General features: G+C 66.4%; 16 protein-coding genes and 1 tRNA gene. 12 read left to right on the forward strand and 5 right to left on the reverse strand.

Going from position 1 to position 18,224, the window contains the following annotated elements; translation table 11 throughout:
* The 3 genes from DJ74_RS12430 to DJ74_RS12440 all read right to left on the reverse strand — a co-directional run.
* The coding region (locus DJ74_RS12430) for a S8 family serine peptidase (protein ID WP_141212704.1) at positions 1–3,326 on the reverse strand (3,326 nt) is incomplete at its 3' end.
* Between the two features lie 50 nt (positions 3,327–3,376).
* Positions 3,377–4,084: a DNA repair and recombination protein RadB gene (gene radB, locus DJ74_RS12435; protein WP_094522311.1), complete on the reverse strand. Its 708-nt coding sequence runs from the start codon at positions 4,082–4,084 to the stop codon at positions 3,377–3,379.
* Between the two features lie 185 nt (positions 4,085–4,269).
* On the reverse strand, positions 4,270–4,476 hold the full coding sequence (locus DJ74_RS12440; RefSeq protein WP_004046191.1) for a cold-shock protein: 207 nt from the start codon (positions 4,474–4,476) through the stop codon (positions 4,270–4,272).
* A gap of 198 nt (positions 4,477–4,674) precedes the next feature.
* Here DJ74_RS12440 and DJ74_RS12445 point away from each other — a divergent pair, with 198 nt between their 5' ends.
* The 6 genes from DJ74_RS12445 (at position 4,675) to DJ74_RS12470 (ending at position 8,619) form a co-directional block, all read left to right on the forward strand.
* Positions 4,675–5,370, forward strand: a complete 696-nt coding sequence (locus DJ74_RS12445) for an SCO family protein (protein ID WP_094527446.1) — start codon at positions 4,675–4,677, stop codon at positions 5,368–5,370.
* Complete coding sequence (locus DJ74_RS12450; protein ID WP_094527447.1) at positions 5,367–5,912, forward strand: TlpA disulfide reductase family protein; 546 nt, start codon at positions 5,367–5,369, stop codon at positions 5,910–5,912. The genes DJ74_RS12445 and DJ74_RS12450 overlap by 4 nt, the downstream gene beginning before the upstream one ends.
* 16 nt (positions 5,913–5,928) lie before the next feature.
* Positions 5,929–6,594, forward strand: coding sequence for a cytochrome c biogenesis protein CcdA (locus tag DJ74_RS12455; RefSeq protein ID WP_094522314.1), 666 nt, complete (start codon positions 5,929–5,931; stop codon positions 6,592–6,594).
* A gap of 278 nt (positions 6,595–6,872) precedes the next feature.
* Complete coding sequence (locus tag DJ74_RS12460) at positions 6,873–7,529, forward strand: AIM24 family protein (RefSeq protein WP_094527448.1); 657 nt, start codon at positions 6,873–6,875, stop codon at positions 7,527–7,529.
* 14 nt (positions 7,530–7,543) lie between these two features.
* Positions 7,544–7,723: a hypothetical protein gene (locus tag DJ74_RS12465; protein WP_094527449.1), complete on the forward strand. Its 180-nt coding sequence runs from the start codon at positions 7,544–7,546 to the stop codon at positions 7,721–7,723.
* Positions 7,720–8,619 (forward strand): glycerophosphodiester phosphodiesterase, encoded by a 900-nt coding sequence (locus tag DJ74_RS12470; RefSeq protein ID WP_094527450.1) that lies wholly within the window; start codon positions 7,720–7,722, stop codon positions 8,617–8,619. The genes DJ74_RS12465 and DJ74_RS12470 overlap by 4 nt, the downstream gene beginning before the upstream one ends.
* 59 nt (positions 8,620–8,678) lie before the next feature.
* Here the strand turns inward: DJ74_RS12470 and DJ74_RS12475 are convergent, their stop codons facing one another.
* Complete coding sequence (locus tag DJ74_RS12475) at positions 8,679–10,034, reverse strand: sodium-dependent transporter (protein ID WP_094527451.1); 1,356 nt, start codon at positions 10,032–10,034, stop codon at positions 8,679–8,681.
* Positions 10,035–10,225: 191 nt separating this feature from the next.
* Between DJ74_RS12475 and DJ74_RS12480 the strand changes: the two genes are divergently transcribed.
* Entirely contained in the window at positions 10,226–11,647 is a 1,422-nt protein-coding gene (locus tag DJ74_RS12480) for an NAD(P)/FAD-dependent oxidoreductase (RefSeq protein ID WP_094527452.1), read from the forward strand.
* A gap of 68 nt (positions 11,648–11,715) precedes the next feature.
* On the opposite strand, the gene DJ74_RS12485 is transcribed toward DJ74_RS12480, so the two are convergent.
* Positions 11,716–12,837 carry a Xaa-Pro peptidase family protein gene (locus DJ74_RS12485; protein WP_094527453.1) on the reverse strand — a complete coding sequence of 374 codons (1,122 nt, stop codon included), beginning with the start codon at positions 12,835–12,837 and terminating at the stop codon, positions 11,716–11,718.
* A 206-nt stretch (positions 12,838–13,043) separates the two neighbouring features.
* On the opposite strand from DJ74_RS12485, the gene DJ74_RS12490 reads away from it, so the two are divergent.
* From DJ74_RS12490 to DJ74_RS18785, 5 genes are all read left to right on the forward strand, one after another.
* A tRNA-Val gene (locus tag DJ74_RS12490) sits at positions 13,044–13,118 on the forward strand.
* Between the two features lie 678 nt (positions 13,119–13,796).
* Entirely contained in the window at positions 13,797–13,967 is a 171-nt protein-coding gene (locus DJ74_RS20040) for a pentapeptide repeat-containing protein (RefSeq protein WP_094527454.1), read from the forward strand.
* A 281-nt stretch (positions 13,968–14,248) separates the two neighbouring features.
* Entirely contained in the window at positions 14,249–15,127 is an 879-nt protein-coding gene (locus tag DJ74_RS12500) for a hypothetical protein (RefSeq protein WP_094527455.1), read from the forward strand.
* Between the two features lie 21 nt (positions 15,128–15,148).
* The gene (locus DJ74_RS12505; RefSeq protein WP_141212705.1) at positions 15,149–17,410 is read left to right on the forward strand and encodes a hypothetical protein; all 2,262 of its coding nucleotides are present in this window, start codon (positions 15,149–15,151) and stop codon (positions 17,408–17,410) included.
* The gene (locus DJ74_RS18785; RefSeq protein ID WP_141212706.1) at positions 17,400–18,149 is read left to right on the forward strand and encodes a hypothetical protein; all 750 of its coding nucleotides are present in this window, start codon (positions 17,400–17,402) and stop codon (positions 18,147–18,149) included. The genes DJ74_RS12505 and DJ74_RS18785 overlap by 11 nt, the downstream gene beginning before the upstream one ends.
* Positions 18,150–18,224: the final 75 nt, after the last annotated feature.

Genomic DNA, 18,224 nt, shown 5'->3' on the forward strand with positions numbered 1-18,224 from the left:
CCGCCGGACGTGCCGCCGTCACTCCCTCCGTCGCTTCCGCCGTCCTCGCTGTGTACCACCTCGAAAGAGGCCGTTCGAGAGTCGTCGGCCGTCGAGGCGGTGACCTCGTACGTCCCCGTCGACGCGCTCGACGCGGTCGAGACGGTGAACGTCCCAGAACCGGTGTCGTCGACCGCGACTCCGGCGATCGAGACCGAGTTCGGGCTCACCGACCCGCTCGGGTCGACGGCGACGCTCACGGCGGCGTCGTCGGCGGCGCGCCCCTCGTTCAGCACGGCGACGTCGAACTCACCGCTCGATCCCCGTTCGATCTCGGCGGGCCCCGACAACCCGGTGAGGGTGAACACGCCTCGGGGAGCCAGCGAGGCGTTTACCTCTCGGGTCTCGTTCGCGGCGAGCGTCGCCGTCTCCGTCACGTCCGCGTAGCCGTCCGCGGAGACGGTCACGGTCCGCTCGCCGCGCGCCACCGCGAGCGAATAGCTGCCGTTCGAGTCGGCCGTGGCCGCTCTCCCGTCCGCGGTTGCCGTCGCCCCCGCGACGGGCCCGCCGTCGCTCGCGTTCGTCACCGTTCCGATCAGCGACGCTGGCTTCGGATCGAGCGCGAGGGACGGGTCCGTCGTCGCGTTCGGCCTGACGCGGATAGACGTCCGCGTCATCGGCTCGAAGTCCGGCGCGTCGACGGCGACGTCGTAGGCGTTCGGGCGGAGGTCGACGGCGTAGGTGCCGCCCTCGCCGACGTCGAGCGAGGCGACGGTTGCGTCCGTCTCCGCGTCGGTGACGGTCACGGTCGCAGTGGCGGGACGGTCGAGTCCGTCCGTCGCGTTCACGTCGCCCGAAAGCGTGCCGTTGCGGAGCGTCAAAGCGAAGTCCGCGACCGCCGCGTCTCCGGACTCGTTCAGAGTCACCGTCCGATTCGCCGGCGCGTACGTCGCGTTGCCCGCGGTGACGTTCAGACCGGTCGCCGGCGCGCTCATTGCGTACGTTCCGTCCGCGTCGGTCGTCGTCTCACCGATCGCCGCGCTCCCGTCGTCGACGACTACCGATATCCCGGGGAGCGTCGCGTCCGTCTCCGCGTCGGTGACGGTGCCGTTCACGGTGCCGACCGCGTCGGCGACACCGACGGCCGCGTCGGCCGCGTCCTCGGACGACGCCACCGCGACCGTCGTCTCGCCCGTCGCGAAACCGCTCGGGACGGTCCCGTTCAGCGCGACCGCCGTGGCGTTCCCGGCTCCGATCGAGACGTTCGCGGCGTCGAGCACCCGCACGTCGCTCGCGTTCGCGGGGTCGGTCAGCCGGAGTTCGACGGTGCGGTTCTCGCCGCCGAGTCCGCCGACGTTCGCCACGGTCGCCGTCGCGTCGAGGCTCCCGTTTCGCTCGATGAACGCGGGCGCTCGGAGGGCCGACACCTCGTAGGAGGGCGGGTCGAGGACGTCGACCGCCGCGGTCCGGTTCGAGTCTCTCGTGTAGACGCCGTGCTCGTCGGTCGCGTTCGTCGGCGTGTCGCTCGGGACGACGTACGAGAACGAGACGGTCGCGCTCTCGCCCGGAGCGAGCGAGACGTTCGCCTCGTCGCCGACGGCGCCGTCGAACCGATACTCGACGGCACCGACTCCGGGGTCCGAGCCGGTGTTTTCGACCGTCGCCGTCGGTTCCAGCGTCTCTCCGGGTGCGACCTCAGTCGGCGCGTCGAACTCGCTCACCGCGAGCGTCGACCGGTTCTCCGTGACCGACGAGACGGCCGCGAACCCGTCGACGATCCCCGCGCCGTATCGCGTGTCGGGGCCCGTCGCGTCGTCCGGGTGATTCGCGGTGTCTCGAAGCGTGTCGGAGAGCTCCTCGTCGGTGACGTTCCGCGACGTCGCCGAGATCATCAGCGCCGCGACGCCGGAAACGTGGGGTGCAGCCATTGAGGTGCCCGTGAGATTTCGGTATCCACCGCCCGCTGCTGTCGAGTTCACCGACACGCCCTGAGCAGAGACGTCCGGGACGACGTACTGATCGGGCCAGTCAGACGGAGCATCGTTTCCCCACGCACTGTCGGTAGATACGTTTTCGCCGCCCGAAAAGGAAGGGACCTCGCGGTCGGAGTCGACAGCCCCGACGCCGAGGGTGTCGTATATGTTACCCGGAGAGCTCGACGGCTCTACGTCGCGATTCCCGGACGATGCGACGACGACCTTCCCGGCGTCCCGCGCGTTTCGGACCGGCTCGATCATGTCGGCGGCGTACCCGTCTGCACCCAGACTCATTTGCAAAACGTCGACTTCGGGGTCCTCTGACGCGTGTTCCATGCCGGCAACGACCCGTGTGAACGTCGCGTTTCCGCCGTCGTCGTCGAACACTTTGACACCGTGGAGCGTCGCCGCCGGCGCCACGCCGATCGCCGTCCCGCTCTCGTTACCACCGGCGACCGTTCCGGCGACGTGGGTACCGTGACCGTTACCATCTGACGCGTCGCTGACGTTGTCACTCACGAGATTCCCGTCCGTGTCATACTCCGCCCACCCGCTCACTGTCAGGTCCGGGTGGTTCGGGTCAATTCCCGTGTCGATCACGGCAACGGTCGCGCCCTCGCCACGGGTTCCGAACGTCTCCCAGACCTCGGGGGCACGTACCATCTCGACGCCGTACGTCGCGTTCGTCGCCGTCGAACCGGCAGAGACGGTACCGGCCGTGGGGCCCGCGGGAGAATCGAGGGCGCCGGCTCCGGCTCCGCCGTCCGCGGTCGCCGCCGAGTCGAGTTCCATCCGGAAATTCTCGTGAACGCGCTCGACGCCGCGCACGTCGAGGAGGCGCTCGACCGCGACGCTCTCGGTGTCGACCGTGACGAGCATCGCGTTCGCGAGCCAGAAGCTCCGCTCGACCGTGACGCCGGGCTTCCGCTCTGCGAACCGTTCGAAGCTTCCCTGCGCGGTCGCGGCGTTCGTCTTGAGCTCGTCAGTCCCGATCCGGCCGCCGTCGGCGGCGCGGCGCGCTCCGGTCCCGGCGTCGTCTCCGAAGCGCACCACAAGCTCAACGGTGCCGTTCGCCGACCGCAGTCCGGGACCCACGGCGTCGGACGACGCCGCCCCGAGCGACGTCGGCGTCGCGGGCGGAGTTGCCGTGGCGGGCGGAGTTGCCGTGGCGGGCGGAGTTGCCGTCGCCGGCGCCGTCGACGGCGAGGGAGCGGGGGACGTGGAGGCCGCGTCGACGCCGACCGCGGGGCGGTCGACGGCCGCTTCGCCGAGCCCGCCGGCCGCCGCCGCGGGCGCGAGGGCGGCCGCGAGGACGCAGGCGACGACGAGCAGGACGGTCGCTCGTCCGGGTCGACCCGCTCCGTTACTCATTACGTATTAGGACGGTAGGAAGGGCTTAATTCCCCCGACCGGCGCGCCGCTCAGGCGTCCGCGCCCTCGGCGAGCCCGTCGGCGACGATCCGGAAGGTGACGGAGTCGCCGGCGGGCTTCGAGCGGTGTTTCTCCAGCGTGGCCCGGCGGTTCCCGCCGCGGAACCTGTCGACGCGGAGGATCGCCCCGGTCCAGTGGTTGAGCGTGTTGCCGCCGAGCGCGCGGTCGCGGTCGGAGTCGGGGTCGGTGAACACCTGGTTCGTGATCACGACGGCGATGTCGTGGCGGCGCGCCAGCGAGAGGAGGTGCGTCACCTGCTTGGCGACCTTCCGGAGCGACTGGCCGCCCTCGGTGTCGCCGGCGCGCTCCAGCCGGTAGAACCCCGTCGCGGAGTCCAACACGATCAGCTCGACCTCCTCGGCGAGCTCCTCAGCGTCGCGGACCGCCTCCCGCTGGTCGTCGAAGTCGTACGCCTCGGAGATCACCAGCCGCGACGCGATCTCCTCGACCGCGTCGTCGACGTCGGGGTCGTCGGCCCGCCCCGCGGCGAGCTGCTCGAACCGGTCGATCGAGAGCCCCTCGGTGTCGATGTAGAGGGCGCGGTCGCCGCCGGCGGCGACCTCGACCGCCGCGGCCAACGCGAGGTTCGTCTTCCCGGCCGCTGGCGGGCCGTACACCTGCGTGACGACCCCGCGCTCGAAGCCGCCACCCAACAGGTCGTCGACCGGCCGACAGCCGGTCGGGATCGGATCGCTCACTGTGAACCGTCTCGCCCGCACTCGTATTTAAACGGTCGATCCCGGCGTCGTCGAGCGTGGGTAAACGGTCGAGCACCGTCGCTCGTCGGGAAAAATAAGCGTGAAAGAACGGAACGGTCGCCGGTCTCGGTGACCGGCGACGGGGTCCGGTAGTGCGTGCGGACGCGGCGTCCGCGGTAGAATCGTTAGTTGCGCGTCAGGTTCGTCGCGCGGGGTCCCTTGGGGGACGACTCGATGTCGAACTCGACCTCCTGACCCTCCTCGAGGTCCGGGCCGCCGACGTCTTCCATGTGGAAGAACACGTCCTCGTCGTCGTCGAGATCGCCGTCGTCAGTCGAAATGAAACCGTAGCCGCCAGTGTCGTTGAAGAAGTCAACCTTACCGTTTGCCATTGCAACCAAACAGACGGGCGTTTGGGGGATAACGCTTGCGAGGGTCGTGGTACCACGACCGTCTCGGCGCCCGTCGGTCGCGTCGGCGTCGTCTTAGACGCCGAGACCCGGTTCTTCGACGCTTCCGCCGCCGTCGCCGCGCGGTGCGACCAGTCGCGGGGTTCATTTACGCGCGAGGACGTAGGTCGGCGTATACACATGGATCGTCGCACCTATCTGCGGTCGCTCGCGGCCGGGACCGGCGTCGGCGCGACCGTCGGGACCGCCGGCTGTCTCGGCGTCCTCGGCGACTCGGGCGCCGAGGGAACCGTCCTCGGCCCGCCGGAGCGGGACCTGAGCGAGGCCGTCCACCCGAGCTACGGCGACGAGATGCCGAATTTTACCGTTCCTGACCCGCTCACGGGCGACGAGGTGTCAGTCGCCGACTTCGAGGGCGAGCGCGCCGTCCTGTGGACCTCGTTTTACACGAACTGCCCGGACGGCGTCTGCCCGGCGCTCATCCTCCGGCTCCGGCGCGCGCAGGCGGTCGCCGCCGAGGAGGGGTACGGGGACGAGTCCGCCTTCCTCGCGCTCACGTTCGACCCCGAGCGCGACACCGCCGAGGTCCTCCGCGAGTACGCCGGCCAGCAGGGCGTCGACCTCGACGCCGGCAACTGGCACTTCCTGCGACCCGAGAGCTACGAGCGCGCGCAGGAGCTGATGGACGAGAACTTCGGGCTCGTGATCGAGAAGCGGGACGCCGACCAGTACGAGAACCTGGAGTACCAGTTCCCCCACTACGGGCTGATCCTTCTCGCGAACAAGCGGGGGATCGTCGAGCGCGCCTACCCGCGTGGCCCGCAGACGGACATCGAACGGCTCGTGAGCGACTTTGAGCGGGTGGTCACCGCGTGAGGCGCCGCCACCTCCTCGCCGGACTCGCCAGCGCGGGCGCGCTCGGCGGGGCCGGAGTCGTCGCGTCCGGGAGCGCGCCCGCGGTGCTCGGGAGCGGGGACGCGCACGAACCGATCGAGCCGACGACGCTGCCGACGGTCGACGCGCCGGGAAGCCGCGACGGCGAGGCGACGCTTCCGGCGCCCGATCGCCCGACGTTCATCGACTTCTTCGGAACGTGGTGTCCCCCGTGCGCCGAGCAGATGCCGGCCCTCGCCGAGGCCCACGACCGGATCGGCGACGAGGTGCTGTTCGTCTCGGTGACGACGGAGGACGTCGGCGGCGCGGTCAGCGAGGAGACGGTCGCCGACTGGTGGCGCGAGCACGACGGCGACTGGCTGGTCGCGGCCGACACGACCGCCGAGCTCGCGGCTCGGCTCGGCGTCGGCGGCTATCCGAGCGCGCGCGCCGTCGACGCGACGGGGCGCGTGCGCTGGGCGACGTCAGGGACCCACACCACGGGGGAGTTCGTGAACGGGATCGAGCGGGCGCTGGACCGATGAGGGGACGAGCCGACAGATGACCGACGTCTCGCTCGCGACGAACGTCCCTTTCGCCGTGACCGCGGGCGTGGCGACGTTCTTTTCTCCGTGCGCGTACCCGCTGTTGCCGGGGTACGTGGGCTTCTACGTGAACTCCGTCGACGCCGAGGCCGCCTCCGTCTCCGGGGCGGGCTTGCGCGGGGTCGCGGCCGCGCTCGGCGTCCTCGCGACGTTCGCGCTGCTCGCGGGCGCGACGGTGCGGATCGGGTACTCGACGCTGTCGAACATCACCGTCTTCGAGACGCTCGTCGGCGTGCTGCTCGTCATCTTCGGGCTGCTCGTGGTCGCCGGGCGCGCCCCGTCGGTGTCGCTCCCGCTGCCGAAGCGGCGGTCGAGCGTCTTCGGGTTCGGGGTGTTCGGCGCGGGGTACGCGCTGGCCGGCGCGGGCTGCGTCGCGCCCGTGTTCCTCGGCGTGGTCGCGCGGGCCATCGCGCTTCCCGGCGACGCCGCCGTCCTGATCCTCTCCGTGTACGCCGGCACGGTCGCCGTCCTGATGGCCGCGACGACCGTCGCGACGGGGGTGGGACTGATCGGCAACGCCAACCGCGTGATGGCCCACGCGGGCGCCCTGAAGCGGGTCGCCGGGGCCGTGATGGTCGTCGCCGGGATCGGCCAGCTGTACCTCTCGCTGGTCGTCTACTGAGAGGCCGTCGCCGACCGTAGTACCGGCGGCACACGAGCGGGTTGTCAGCGGCGGACGGGCGAGCGGGTTGTCAGCGGCGGACGGACGAGCGGGTTGTCAGCGGCGGACGGACGAGCGGGTTGTCAGCGGCGGACGGGCGACCGATGCCGGGGCGCCGAGACGGTGACCCGGACCCGTCCACGCGTGAGACCACCAACATTCATATTCGATAGCGAGGAAGTGTCATCCAGCCGAACCGGGCGGCGCGCGGCCGTCCACGATGGTTCGGTCCCCGCATCATGAACCTAGATCAGTTCACAGCCGAGAACGCACCGACGGAAAGCGCGGAACCGTTCCAGCGCGAGAACAGCTACACCCTCGACGTCGACGTCGACGGGACCGTGATGGCGAAGGCCGGGTCGATGATCGCGTACACCGGCGACGTCTCGTTCACGGGGAAGGCCTCCGCCGAGGGCGGGATCACCGGCTTCCTCAAGGAAGCGGCCACCGGCGAGGGGACGCCGATCATGGCCGTGGAGGGCCGAGGTCACGTCTACTTCGCCGACGCCGGCAAGAAGGTACAAGTCGTCGAGCTCGACGCCGGCGAGGCGATCACGGTCAACGGGGAGGACGTCCTCGCCTTCGAGGAGAGGCTCTCCTACGAGATCAGCACCATCGACAGCCTTGCCGGCTCGCTCGCCGGTGGGTTCAGCAACGTCTACCTCGAGGGACCGGGCTACGTCGCGCTCACCACGCACGGCGATCCGATCGTCTTGGAGACGCCGGTCGCGACGGATCCCAGCGCGACCGTCGCCTGGGGCGGCACCTCCCCGAGCGTCGAGGTCAACCGCAGCCTCTCGGACATGGTCGGCCAGGAGTCCGGCGAGCGGTACCAGATGCGCTTCGACGGCCCCGACGGGTTCGTCGTCGTTCAGCCGTACGAGGAGCACGTCTGACCGGCGGTCCGACGATGAGGGACGCGACCGAAACGAGCGACGACGCGAACGGCGCCCGGCGGGCGGACGACGAGTTCGCCGGCGACCGCGACGGCGACGACGACGCGGAGTCGACCGGCCCGCTCGCGCGGGCTGAGGCGGCCGTCACCGAGGCGGTCGGCCTCGTCGTCGACGCCGTCCTCGACGCGATATGACCGACGCCGCGCGCCCGACGCCGACCCTGATCGCACACCGCGGGTTCGCCGGCGAGAACCCCGAGAACACCGTGGCGGCCGTCGAGCGGGCCGCGGGGGTCGCGAGGTCGGACGGCTCCGCCGAGTCCGACGTTCCCGCGGGGCGTCAGGCCGACTGGGTCGAAGTCGACGTCATGCCCACCGCCGACGGCGACGTGGTCGTCGTTCACGACGCGGAGCTCTCCGGTCGCGGCGGACGCGGCGATTCCGGTACCGCCGTCGACCGCGGACTCACCGACGCGGCGGGTCTCGTCTGGGAGACGGACACCGCGACCGTCACCGGCGCCGAGGTGCTCGACAGCGGGGAGACCGTCCCGCTGCTCGCCGACGCGCTCGAGGCGCTTCCCCCGGACGTCGGCGTGAACGTCGAACTCAAGAACCCGGGCCGGGGCGACCTCCGGCCCGACGAGAAGCTCGCCGGCGACGCGCTCGCGGACCGGACGGCGGTCTGGCGGCCGTTCGTCGACCGGGTGCTGGGCGTCGCCGAGGAGTCCGGGAACGACCTCCTGTTCTCGTCGTTCTGCGAGGGGGCGCTCGCCGCGGTCCGCGAGCGGTCGTCGCTGCCGGTCGCCCCGCTGGTGGCCGAGTCGATCGCCGACGGACTGGCGATCGCCCGCGAGCACGACTCGGCCGCGGTCCACCCGCCGATCGACGCGATTCGCGGAACGCCGTTCTTCGACGCCGAGCGGTTCGGGGGCGGCGGAGAGTCGGGCGGACCGGACCTCCTCGCGGCCGCGCACGAGGCGGGGCGCGACGTGAACGTCTGGACCGTCGAGACGTGGTATCAGGCCGACCGGCTCGCCGCGGCCGGCGTCGACGGAGTCATCGCCGATTACTCGACGCTGCTGCGCGAGTGACCCCTCTGCCGGGGGCCGATCGACGCGAAAACTCGGTTCCGCGGTGGGGCGTGGAACGCTCAGCGCGCCGCCAGCCAGTCCGCGAAGCCGCCGGTGAGGAACCCGGCGTAGTCGACGATACCGAGGTACAGCGAGACGAGCACGACGATCACGATGGGGACGCGCACGATCCAGAGCCAGGCGGTCCCGAGCCCGCCGATGTCGCCGATGCCCCTCTCCAGCTCGTCGCGGGCGATCTCGGGGATCACCCACCCGACGAACAGCGCGAGCAGCAGCGAGCCGAGCACGAGCAGGATGCCGTCCGCCAGCTTGTCGTACAGGTCGAGGAATATCAGGTCGATCGTCACCGGGACGCCGAGCAGGAAGACGGCGACGCCGATGGCCGCCGCGGCGGGGACGCGAGCGACGCCGAGCTCGTCGATCAGGTACGAGACGAGCACTTCGAGGATGCTGATCGCGGACGAGAGCGCCGCGATCCCGACCATGCCGAAGAAGACGACGCCGATGGCTCGTCCGCCGGGGATCCCGGCGAACGCCGAGGTGAGGCTCACGAAGATCGCCCCGGGACCGCCCGTGCCCGGTTCGATGCCGACGGTGAAGAGAACGGGGAAGACGACGAACCCGACGAGGACGGCGACGAGCGTGTCGAGTGCGGCGATGACGCCGGCGTCCGACGCCAGATTCCGGTCCTCACCGAGGTAGGAGGCGTAGGTGATCATCACGCCCATCCCGAGCGAGAGGGTGAAGAAGGCCTGTCCGGCGGCGGCGGGCAGTATCTCGGTCCAGTTCGCCGCGATCGTTCCGAAGTCCGGCGAGAGGTAGTACCCGTACGCCGCGCTCGCGCCGTCGAGGGTGAACCCGTAGGCGGCCAGCCCCAGCAGCAACACCAGGATGGCGGGCACCATCACCTTCACGCTCAGCTCGATGCCGCGCCTGACGCCGGCGGCGATGATACCGATGACGAGCATCATGAACGCGGCGTGAAACAGGAGCGTGTCGAGGCCGGTCGAGACCGTTCCGAACAGCGCCTCCGCCTCGGCCGGGTCGGTGATGGTAAACCCGTCGGTGAGTCCGATGAGGGTGTACCGGAGGAACCAGCCTGCGACGACGCTGTAGTACGACAGGATGATGAAGCCGGTGGCGACGAACAGCCAGCCGGCGTACGACCACGCGCCGCTGCCGAGTTCCCGCAGCGCGCCGACGGGATTCCGGTCGGTCCGACGGCCGATCACGAACTCGACGAGAATCGCCGGGAACCCGATCAGCGCGACGAACGCCAGATAGGTGATCAGAAACGACGATCCGCCGTACTGGCCGGTGATGAACGGGAACCGCCAGATGTTCCCGAGCCCGACGGCGCTACCCACCGCGGCGAGGATGAACCCCGCCCGCGTCGCCCACGTCTCGCGTGCCATTGGTATCGGAGCAAATCTCGTTGCGGTCTAAAAGCGTGTCTTTTCGCCCGCTGACATTCATGTCAACGTCCCTGAACGACCCGCCGCGGCGACCGGTGTCCGCGCAGTCCGGATCGCCGCCGCGGGCGAGGCGTTCGGTTCGCCCCGTCAGGGACCGTGAATTTAATAGCCGGAGGGTGACCTCACGGGATATGGAACGCGTAGACGTCGCTATCGTGGGAGGCGGTCCGGCCGGCGCGTCCGCGGCGCACGCGGCCGCGACCGGCGGCGCTGACGCCCTCGTCCTCGAGAAGGGGGTGCCGCGGGCCGACCGCGACGGGCTCGGCCCCGACTCGACGGACGCCGCGGGGATCCTGGACTACTGGGTCGACATCATGGGGATCCACCCCGACGAGTTCGACGACGGCGTCGTCCAACGGGAGCTGACCCGCGCCGAGTTCCGCGGGCCGGACGAGGCGGCGACGCTCACCTCCACCGGTATCGACTCGTCGTACGACAAGTTCGGCTACACCTTCCAGCGCGCGCGCTTCGACGACTGGCTCCGCGACCGCGCCGAGGACGCCGGGGCCGAGTACCGCGCGGGCGTGTCCGTCCGTAGCGTCGACACCGACCTGTCGGCGGACCCGAGCGACGGGTCGGGCGGGACCGACGGCACCGGCGGGAGCGGCGATCCCCGTCACGTCGTCGAGCTCGCCTCCGGCGAGTCGGTCGGGGCCGACTTCCTCGTGCTCGCCGACGGCCCGCAGCGCACCGTGACGAATCGCGTGCTCGACGAGTACCTCCCCGCGGACGCGGCCGCCTCCGAGCGGCTGGCCTCCCGGACGGCGAACCACATCGCCTACCAGGAGTACCGACGCGTCCCGGAGGCGGTGTACGAGCAGGTCGAAGACGCGCTCGTCTTCTGGTGGGGCGTGATGCCGGGCGAGACGGCGTATCCGTGGATCTTCCCGAACGACGACCGCGTCTGTCGGGTCGGGCTGACGATGCCGATCGGCCTCGACGTCGACGCCTTCGACCGGGACGCGTACGCCCTGCTGGAGCCCGACGACGAGTCGATCCCGCAGGGCGGCGAGTACGTCCGACGGCTGCTGGAGTGGCAGTACGGCGACGAGTACGATATCGAGGAGGACTTCCCGCTCGTCGAGGAGGCGGGCAAACGGAACGGCACCGAGACGTATCCGATCTCGTCGACCCGTCCGATCGACTCGCCGACGGACGCCGGGGTCGCGGTGGTCGGCGGCGCGATGGGGACGACCTCCGCCTTCCACGAGGGCGGCGACCACGTGGCGGTCCGCACCGGCGCCATCGCCGGCGAGCTGGCCGCCGCGGGCGACATGGCGCCGTACAACAGGCGCTGGAAGGAGGCGATCGGCGACGAGGTCGTCCGCAACGTGACGATGGCCGACATGGTCGCCGACTACGACCCGGACGACTGGAACCGGATCATCGGCGCCGCCGACGCCATGTTGGCGGCCGAGGCCGGCGACGGCCTCCTCGCGCAGCCGTACCGCTCGGGCTGGGAGTCGGTGAAGCTCCTGCTCGGCTACAGGTGGAACAAGCGCCGCGTCAAGAAGGACTACGTCGGCATCGACGAGAGCGAGTACGTCTACTAGTCCGCGAGGCCGCCCCGGTTGAGTCCGGCGGTTCCGGCACCGCCCTCACCGGGTCACCGGCGCTAGCCTCACCGAATCACCGGCGCCGACAGCTCTCGCGGCTCGGTCGAGACCCCCTCGACGTCGACCGGCTCGACCTCGTGAGTCGGCCACTGACCCGTCTTCGTCAACGTCTCGGTGAAGTCGGGCGCGACGAGGTGGGTGTCCTCGCTCTTCGCTCCCTGCACGGTCGGATTCCACGCATAGCCCATCGGCCGTCGGACCGGTTCGTCGCTCCCGGGCGCGGCGAACCACTCGCGGCCCGCGAACCCCGCGGCGCCGCCCTGGTGGTGTTCGCGCCACTCGTCGGCGAAGCCGACGGCGTCGTACGCCTCGCGGATCGCGTCGAATACGTTCCCGGCGGTGTCGGAGGCGTCCCCGTCCGTGAGACTGCCGTCCGCCGCGGCCTCCGTCGCCGCGAGCGCGGTCGCCTCGACGCGGGCCGCGGCGCGGTGGCGCGCCTCCAGCCAGTCGGGAGCGTCGAAGGCGACTGTCCGGGTCAGCGAGGCGTAGAGCCCCGCACGCTCGGCCGTGACGGAGACGAGCGCGTAGTCGCCGAGCGTCGCGTCGCTCGGCGTGTAGTGGCGGAAGCGCCGCGCGCGCTCCGCGCCGCCGACGAGCACCACGGGGGTGTCGACGTCGCGGGAGGCGAGCGAGATGTCGATCCCGGCGGCGACCTCGTACTCCGGGTCCTCGGGCTCGAGGTTGCGGCAGACGGTCTCGACGGCGGCGGCGGCCTCGCGGCCCAGCTCGCGGTAGCGCTCGACGTCGTCGTCGGTGAGCGGCTGGCGCAGGCGGCTCCCGTCGACGCGCTCGAACCCCGGGACGTCGAAGTCGGCGGCGGCGGGCGCGGGCGAGCGCTCCGCGACGGCCCCGGCCAGCGAGTCGGCGTACCACGGGAACGACTCGACGGCGACCGCGTCGGGGAGCTCCTCGGCGGCGAGCCGCTCCGCCTCGACGTTGTCCGTGATCACGCGAAGCGCGCCGTCGTAGCCGGCGGCCGCGACTCCGACGTCGGCGTCGTCGTCGACGACGTTGTCGCCGCCGGTGAGCCACGCGAACCCGTTCGGCTTGGCGAACCAGACCGCTTCGAGCCCGCGGTCGTCGAGATACGCGTCGAGCCTCTCGGTGCGGGCGTCGAGATCGACCATACCGACCGACTCTCGCGGATCCAGTAAAAGCGGTCGAAAGCCGGCCGCGGCGGCGCCGGCGCGGTCGAGAGAATCCGTTACCGCGGCTCGGATCGCCGCAGGAGAGCGGCGGTCGATCGGGGGACCGCGCCGCGCCGTCGCCGTTCGAAACGAAAGGTTCAATTACGTCCCCCGGATACGACGAAACGCGTCAGTAAGCCCCCCTCGGGTTGGTAGTCTAGTCCGGTTATGACACCTCCTTGACATGGAGGAGGCCGGCGGTTCAAATCCGCCCCAACCCATTTCTGTCGACGCCGCAACCGCGGGCGACGGCGAGCGGTCCGCGTCGACGAAATGGTGCCGCGGATTCGAACCAGGGAGCGAAGTGAGCGACAGCGAGCGGAGCGACCGAGGTTCAAATCCGCCCCAACCCATTTACTTAATTCGGTTCTAGCCCCGAGCGACGGCTGTCAACCGGTCGTTTTAGTCACTCACCTGTTAGGAAGTGGTCCGGCGTGAGTCAGACCGTCACCGTCGATCCGCCGGTCTGTGACTACTGCGGGTGCTTCATTCGCGACCACTGTCGAGAAACGTGTCGGACGCGAGATTGGCCGCCGGCGTGTCGAGAAAATGAGGTGTCGATAGGTTGGCGTCGGGATTTGTAGTAAAATCCGACGTTCATCGGACACCGTGACACACCTCGAAGGTTGGATACGTTATAGTACGTCAGATACTCGAACGGTTCCTCCTCTCTGGCATCGGGGTTTGGTCAACTTGCCACCCGGGACGCGTTGTTGACGGTGAATCATCAGTAGTGGTTGCGAAGAAACAGGAGGTTTCTCCAGCGAATAGTGCATAACAGCAGTTCAATTTATTTTGCTCTTTGCAGTGCACAAGAACAGGGGTGGCCCTAGAGACGATTTCTCCGTGAAAGATGGGAAGCGGAACGAGATTCTCGTGGAAAATCCGGAGGGGAAGATATGAGTGGTGCCAATTTCTCCAGGGCAGACCTATTGTCGGCCGATTTCTCTGAGGCAAACTTAACGGCGGCCAAATTTCCGAGGTTGAACCTACTTGCTGTCCATTTTTTAGGGTCCTCTTGGAGGGCGCCAGAGTATGTCGACACCGTCCGAGGAAGCGGCCGCCAGTAACTGTTCTTGACCGCAAAGAAACTGGCTTACCCTATTGGTTATCGACAAGTGATGGTTGATCAAATAAGAGAAATAGTGTATTTATAAAATACCGTGAATATTCTCTATAGACCAATATCCTATCTTTTAGAAAAATATAAATTAAATAACTAACAATATGCACACGCCATGTTAAATGTTAACATGGCATTTGGGGGATAAACGATGAAAAAAGATGATACGACAGGGGAAGACAAACGGGCAGCATCAACAACTACCCCGACACCGATAGAGAGGCGATCATGTGCATAATCGCGTTCTCGGGGTCGAATTCGTCGATCGACCCCCTCACCGAGACGAAATCGCTTCAGGTTGGAGCCGCCAGGCACGAGGCTATCGCACGGACCTACCAAGCCGAGACACAATATCAGATGGCGGCTGCCCAGGATATTCAGGGTAACACGTATACCGAGAGCACGAGAGAAGACAATCCTGCCGATTATTGCCCTCTCTGTATCCGCTCCGGGGCCAGCGCAATGGAGAGTTTCGAAAATACGGCTGAGAACGCAGGTTTAGCGAGGTCGGCGTGGAAACAGGCGGAATACCGTCAGGGGGAACTCATCGCCCACTTCCGGTCTCAACCCGACGACAGCGGTATACGGCCCGAAGTCAGGGACGAGATGGATCGGTTGAACCAGATGGACGCGGTGTTGGACCGGGCGTCTAATAGCCCGTACGGCGGCCGTCTTTGGGACCAGATGGACGTCGACCCGGGAGCAGATGTCGTTGAGGTCTGCGCCGATCTGCTCAACATCGACACGAACCGCGACATCGGCAGTGGGATGAGAGACAGAGAAGGCGCCTGGGACGACATCATGTCGATGTTGGAGATGGACCACCACCAGATGGGGCGGATGAAAACTTCGGTTGACAAACTCTACCGGAGTCTCGAAGACCACAGAGACGAGTTCGAGGGCTCGAAACATTTCGAATCGTGGGTGGCGAACAACCACTTAGATGGCAAAACTCACCCGGTCCAGGAATCGTTCACGCAGGTGACGGATCTGGTCACGCGGTACTCTGTTTTCTTCGATGTCATGTCGACCAGTATCAACACCGCCGTCCAGGGCGCTCAGGGCGACATTCCCGAGGATCATCTGAACTCCTACCTCGACCGATAATCATCTATTTTTTTAATAAACATGAACGAAATACCGATCGACCCGATCCCAAACGAGGAACGTAGACGTGCGTCTCGGCCGCTAATCCCGGAAGACCCAACAGCCGACCGGACGAGGGTCCGCGTCTACGACGAAGGAGGCACTCGTTCATCCGGAACGGGGGAGTGCGAGTGCGGTACGTCGAGTACCGACCCACCTGTCGACCAGCCGTGTAGTCTGGAGGCGCTCGACGGAAGCTGGTACATCCAGCTGTCCCCGACTGGAGAGACGTCATCCGAAACGACGGCGACACACGGAGCAATGCGGGTCGAATCTCGGACTGACAACCGCCTCCGGATTTCGGGTGACGTGTACGTCGAGGCCGCCACGTGTGCGGACGGCCGTGCTTCGAACATGCGACCGGAGAACCCACTCACAATCGGGGACAACTGGTATCCCCAATTCGATGATTCAAAATACAGCTGGTACTTTCGGAGTACGGGGGCCACGTATCGGGAAGGCCGCGTTCAGTGTGACGTGAAACAGCACGTCTGGGAGCCGGAAGCGGGGGATTTCGGCGACAAGAGCAGTGAAGGAAGCATCAATTTCGAGTGTTCGGCCGAACCGGTCACGCGTTCGTGGCTGCCACAGCCCACGCTCAGGTTGACTGGAACAGCGACGATGGCGGGAACGGGATTCGACCTCCAGGCATTTAAAACCGCACCGTACTACAGAGGCTGCCTACTCGAAGTGGACGTGATGGAGGACCGAGAGTGGGTCGGGTCGGTTGACCGAGACAGGGGAAAGCCCCTGAGTTTCACCAGCGTGTATTCCAATTCTGGGATTCAATTCGACATCATCGTCGACGAGACCGGCATCTCGGAGGAGAGGGATCTGACACTGACCGAGATACGACAACTACTCGATAGTCATCAGAGTACTGTTCCGGAGGAGTCGAACAAGTGGCGACTCTGGTTGCTCGTCGGATCCGAACTGAAACGTTACAGCACGCTCGGGATAATGTTTGATGATAAGGAGCCCTACCGCGAAGGGGTATCGCTCTTTTTCGACCCAGAACTTCCCGATACCCCAAATATCAGCGAGTCGGCGAGGGGGACGAAATTGGGCGAAACCCCTCTCGCGTTTCTCCGAACCGCGGTCCACGAGATAGGGCACGGGTTCAACCTCTATCATCCGAAAGCCGACGAACACGGGGTGCCCGTCGGTAAGACCATCATGAATCAGACTAGTGATATTATGCGTGCCGCGAGCGCCTCGAACCCGTTCCCTAGTGTCGCAACCTTCGCGTTTCACGACCACAACAAGACGTCGCTGATCCATTCGCCCGACCCGCAGGTCAAGCCGCGGTGGAAACGGTTTGGCTATGGTCATGGTGAAGTCGGCTCCGGTCCCGCAACCCCGAGCGACTTGACGTACGACCGCGACACGCCGAAAGACCGAGAATTGAAGCTCAATTTGAGTCTCCCCAGCACGGTGTGTCCCGGCGAGTTAGCGATCGCCGATGTCTCGGTAGAAAATCCTACCGAGGAATCCAAGCAAGTGACTTCGGCGCTCAACATCACTGAGGACTATCTTGACCTCTATGTCAGGGACCCGGACGGAACACAGACTAATCCCCGGAATGTCGTTATCTTCTGTACGGACCGGCAGACGACCAATTTGGCCCCCGGCGAGCGACTCACCGGACGGGTACAACTCTTGTTCACGAATCAGGGATTCACATTCGACCGTCCGGGTCCGTACAAACTGTGGGCGGAACTTGACCTCGGAGACCGGTCGCTGAAGAGCGAACCCACCGACGTGCTCGTCCACTCACCGCTCTCCGAGGATAGCCTTGACCTCAGCACCTTTGGACTGGACGAAGACGTCGGCCGAAGCATCGCGGTCGGAGACATCGGGACAGAGACCGGTGGGGAAGACAAACTCAGGTCACTCGCCGAGGACTTCACTGACACCGACCTCGGCACGGCGGCGGCGATTATCCTCTCGAACGCCTATTCGCGGGATGTCCGCGATATACGAGGGGGCAGGGTCACCAGGGATTCGGACCGAGACACGATGAACTACTTCCTTGAGCTATCGGCCCAGGACCGTTCTGCCTTCGAAACGATGCGCGTCGCGACTGCGGTTACACCTCCCGGTGAGAAAGACGCACCCATTCTGGACAACCTTATGGACTGTTTCGACACACAGAACAGATTCGATGAAGAAGAAATCGGGGAGGCGCGCGACGTGTTGGCGGACTTCCAGACGGATAGCGATCACGACACAGATGACAACTGATATTAGAGCCACGTTGACGGGTGTTCCAAACTCGAAAGCTCATGGAGAGTTCATCCTGCCCACGTTGAGGATTCACAACGAGGGGTCCGAACCGGTGGAGGTCAGCAACCGATTAAATCTGTTTGAGGGTGACGTTCTTATCAGGTGTACCGATCCGAACGGAGAACAGAGCCAGTTACGAGGAATTATTTCCGTCGATACCCTTCCCAGAACGGTTGAACTGTCGACGGGCCAGTGGTTAGAATCTGGTTTGTTTCTGTTTTACACGGCCGAAGGGTTCACTTTCAACGACCTCGGATCATACAGTTTGACTGTAGAATATCATCCTGGCTTTTCCGATACTACCGTTACAAGCGATCCCATTGATTTCCAAATTATCGAACCGCCGACTGAAGAGATGCAGATCTTGAGGGACAAAACGATGGTGGACGAGGTCGGCCGAGCGATAGCGCTCTGTGGTCTGGAAACGGACCCGACGGCAATCGCCCCGCTTGAGTCTCTCGGTGAACAATTCCCCGACCGGCCCGAGGGGGCGATTGCGCGGTTCGCATTAGGGGAAATAACTGATACTGAGGAGGTGAATTTAAACAGCATTTTTGACCGGTGGGGTCCGACTACTACAGCACGGTGGATAACCGCTCTCCTCTCATCAGAGTCAACCGAGGAGTCAACAAAACGAGAATATCTCGACACCCTCGACCGGTCGAGGCGAATAATTAGAGGAGAAGCAATTGGGTAATTGGCAGATGTAATTGAGAAACTTAGATACTCAGAACTATTGCAGAATCAGTCGATCGCATCGACAGTTTCTCAA

This window comes from Halorubrum sp. Ea8 (genome assembly GCF_002252925.1).
In the GTDB taxonomy this organism is placed as follows: Archaea; Halobacteriota; Halobacteria; order Halobacteriales; family Haloferacaceae; genus Halorubrum.

Coding starts and splice junctions, on each gene's coding strand:
- DJ74_RS12440 (WP_004046191.1), bottom strand. CDS start 4,476: ATGGCAAACGGTAAGGTTGACTTCTTCAACGACACTGGCGGCTACGGT.
- DJ74_RS12445 (WP_094527446.1), top strand. CDS start 4,675: ATGGATCGTCGCACCTATCTGCGGTCGCTCGCGGCCGGGACCGGCGTC.
- DJ74_RS12455 (WP_094522314.1), top strand. CDS start 5,929: ATGACCGACGTCTCGCTCGCGACGAACGTCCCTTTCGCCGTGACCGCG.
- DJ74_RS12460 (WP_094527448.1), top strand. CDS start 6,873: ATGAACCTAGATCAGTTCACAGCCGAGAACGCACCGACGGAAAGCGCG.
- DJ74_RS12465 (WP_094527449.1), top strand. CDS start 7,544: ATGAGGGACGCGACCGAAACGAGCGACGACGCGAACGGCGCCCGGCGG.
- DJ74_RS12470 (WP_094527450.1), top strand. CDS start 7,720: ATGACCGACGCCGCGCGCCCGACGCCGACCCTGATCGCACACCGCGGG.
- DJ74_RS12475 (WP_094527451.1), bottom strand. CDS start 10,034: ATGGCACGCGAGACGTGGGCGACGCGGGCGGGGTTCATCCTCGCCGCG.
- DJ74_RS12480 (WP_094527452.1), top strand. CDS start 10,226: ATGGAACGCGTAGACGTCGCTATCGTGGGAGGCGGTCCGGCCGGCGCG.
- DJ74_RS12485 (WP_094527453.1), bottom strand. CDS start 12,837: ATGGTCGATCTCGACGCCCGCACCGAGAGGCTCGACGCGTATCTCGAC.
- DJ74_RS20040 (WP_094527454.1), top strand. CDS start 13,797: ATGAGTGGTGCCAATTTCTCCAGGGCAGACCTATTGTCGGCCGATTTC.
- DJ74_RS12500 (WP_094527455.1), top strand. CDS start 14,249: ATGTGCATAATCGCGTTCTCGGGGTCGAATTCGTCGATCGACCCCCTC.
- DJ74_RS12505 (WP_141212705.1), top strand. CDS start 15,149: ATGAACGAAATACCGATCGACCCGATCCCAAACGAGGAACGTAGACGT.
- DJ74_RS18785 (WP_141212706.1), top strand. CDS start 17,400: ATGACAACTGATATTAGAGCCACGTTGACGGGTGTTCCAAACTCGAAA.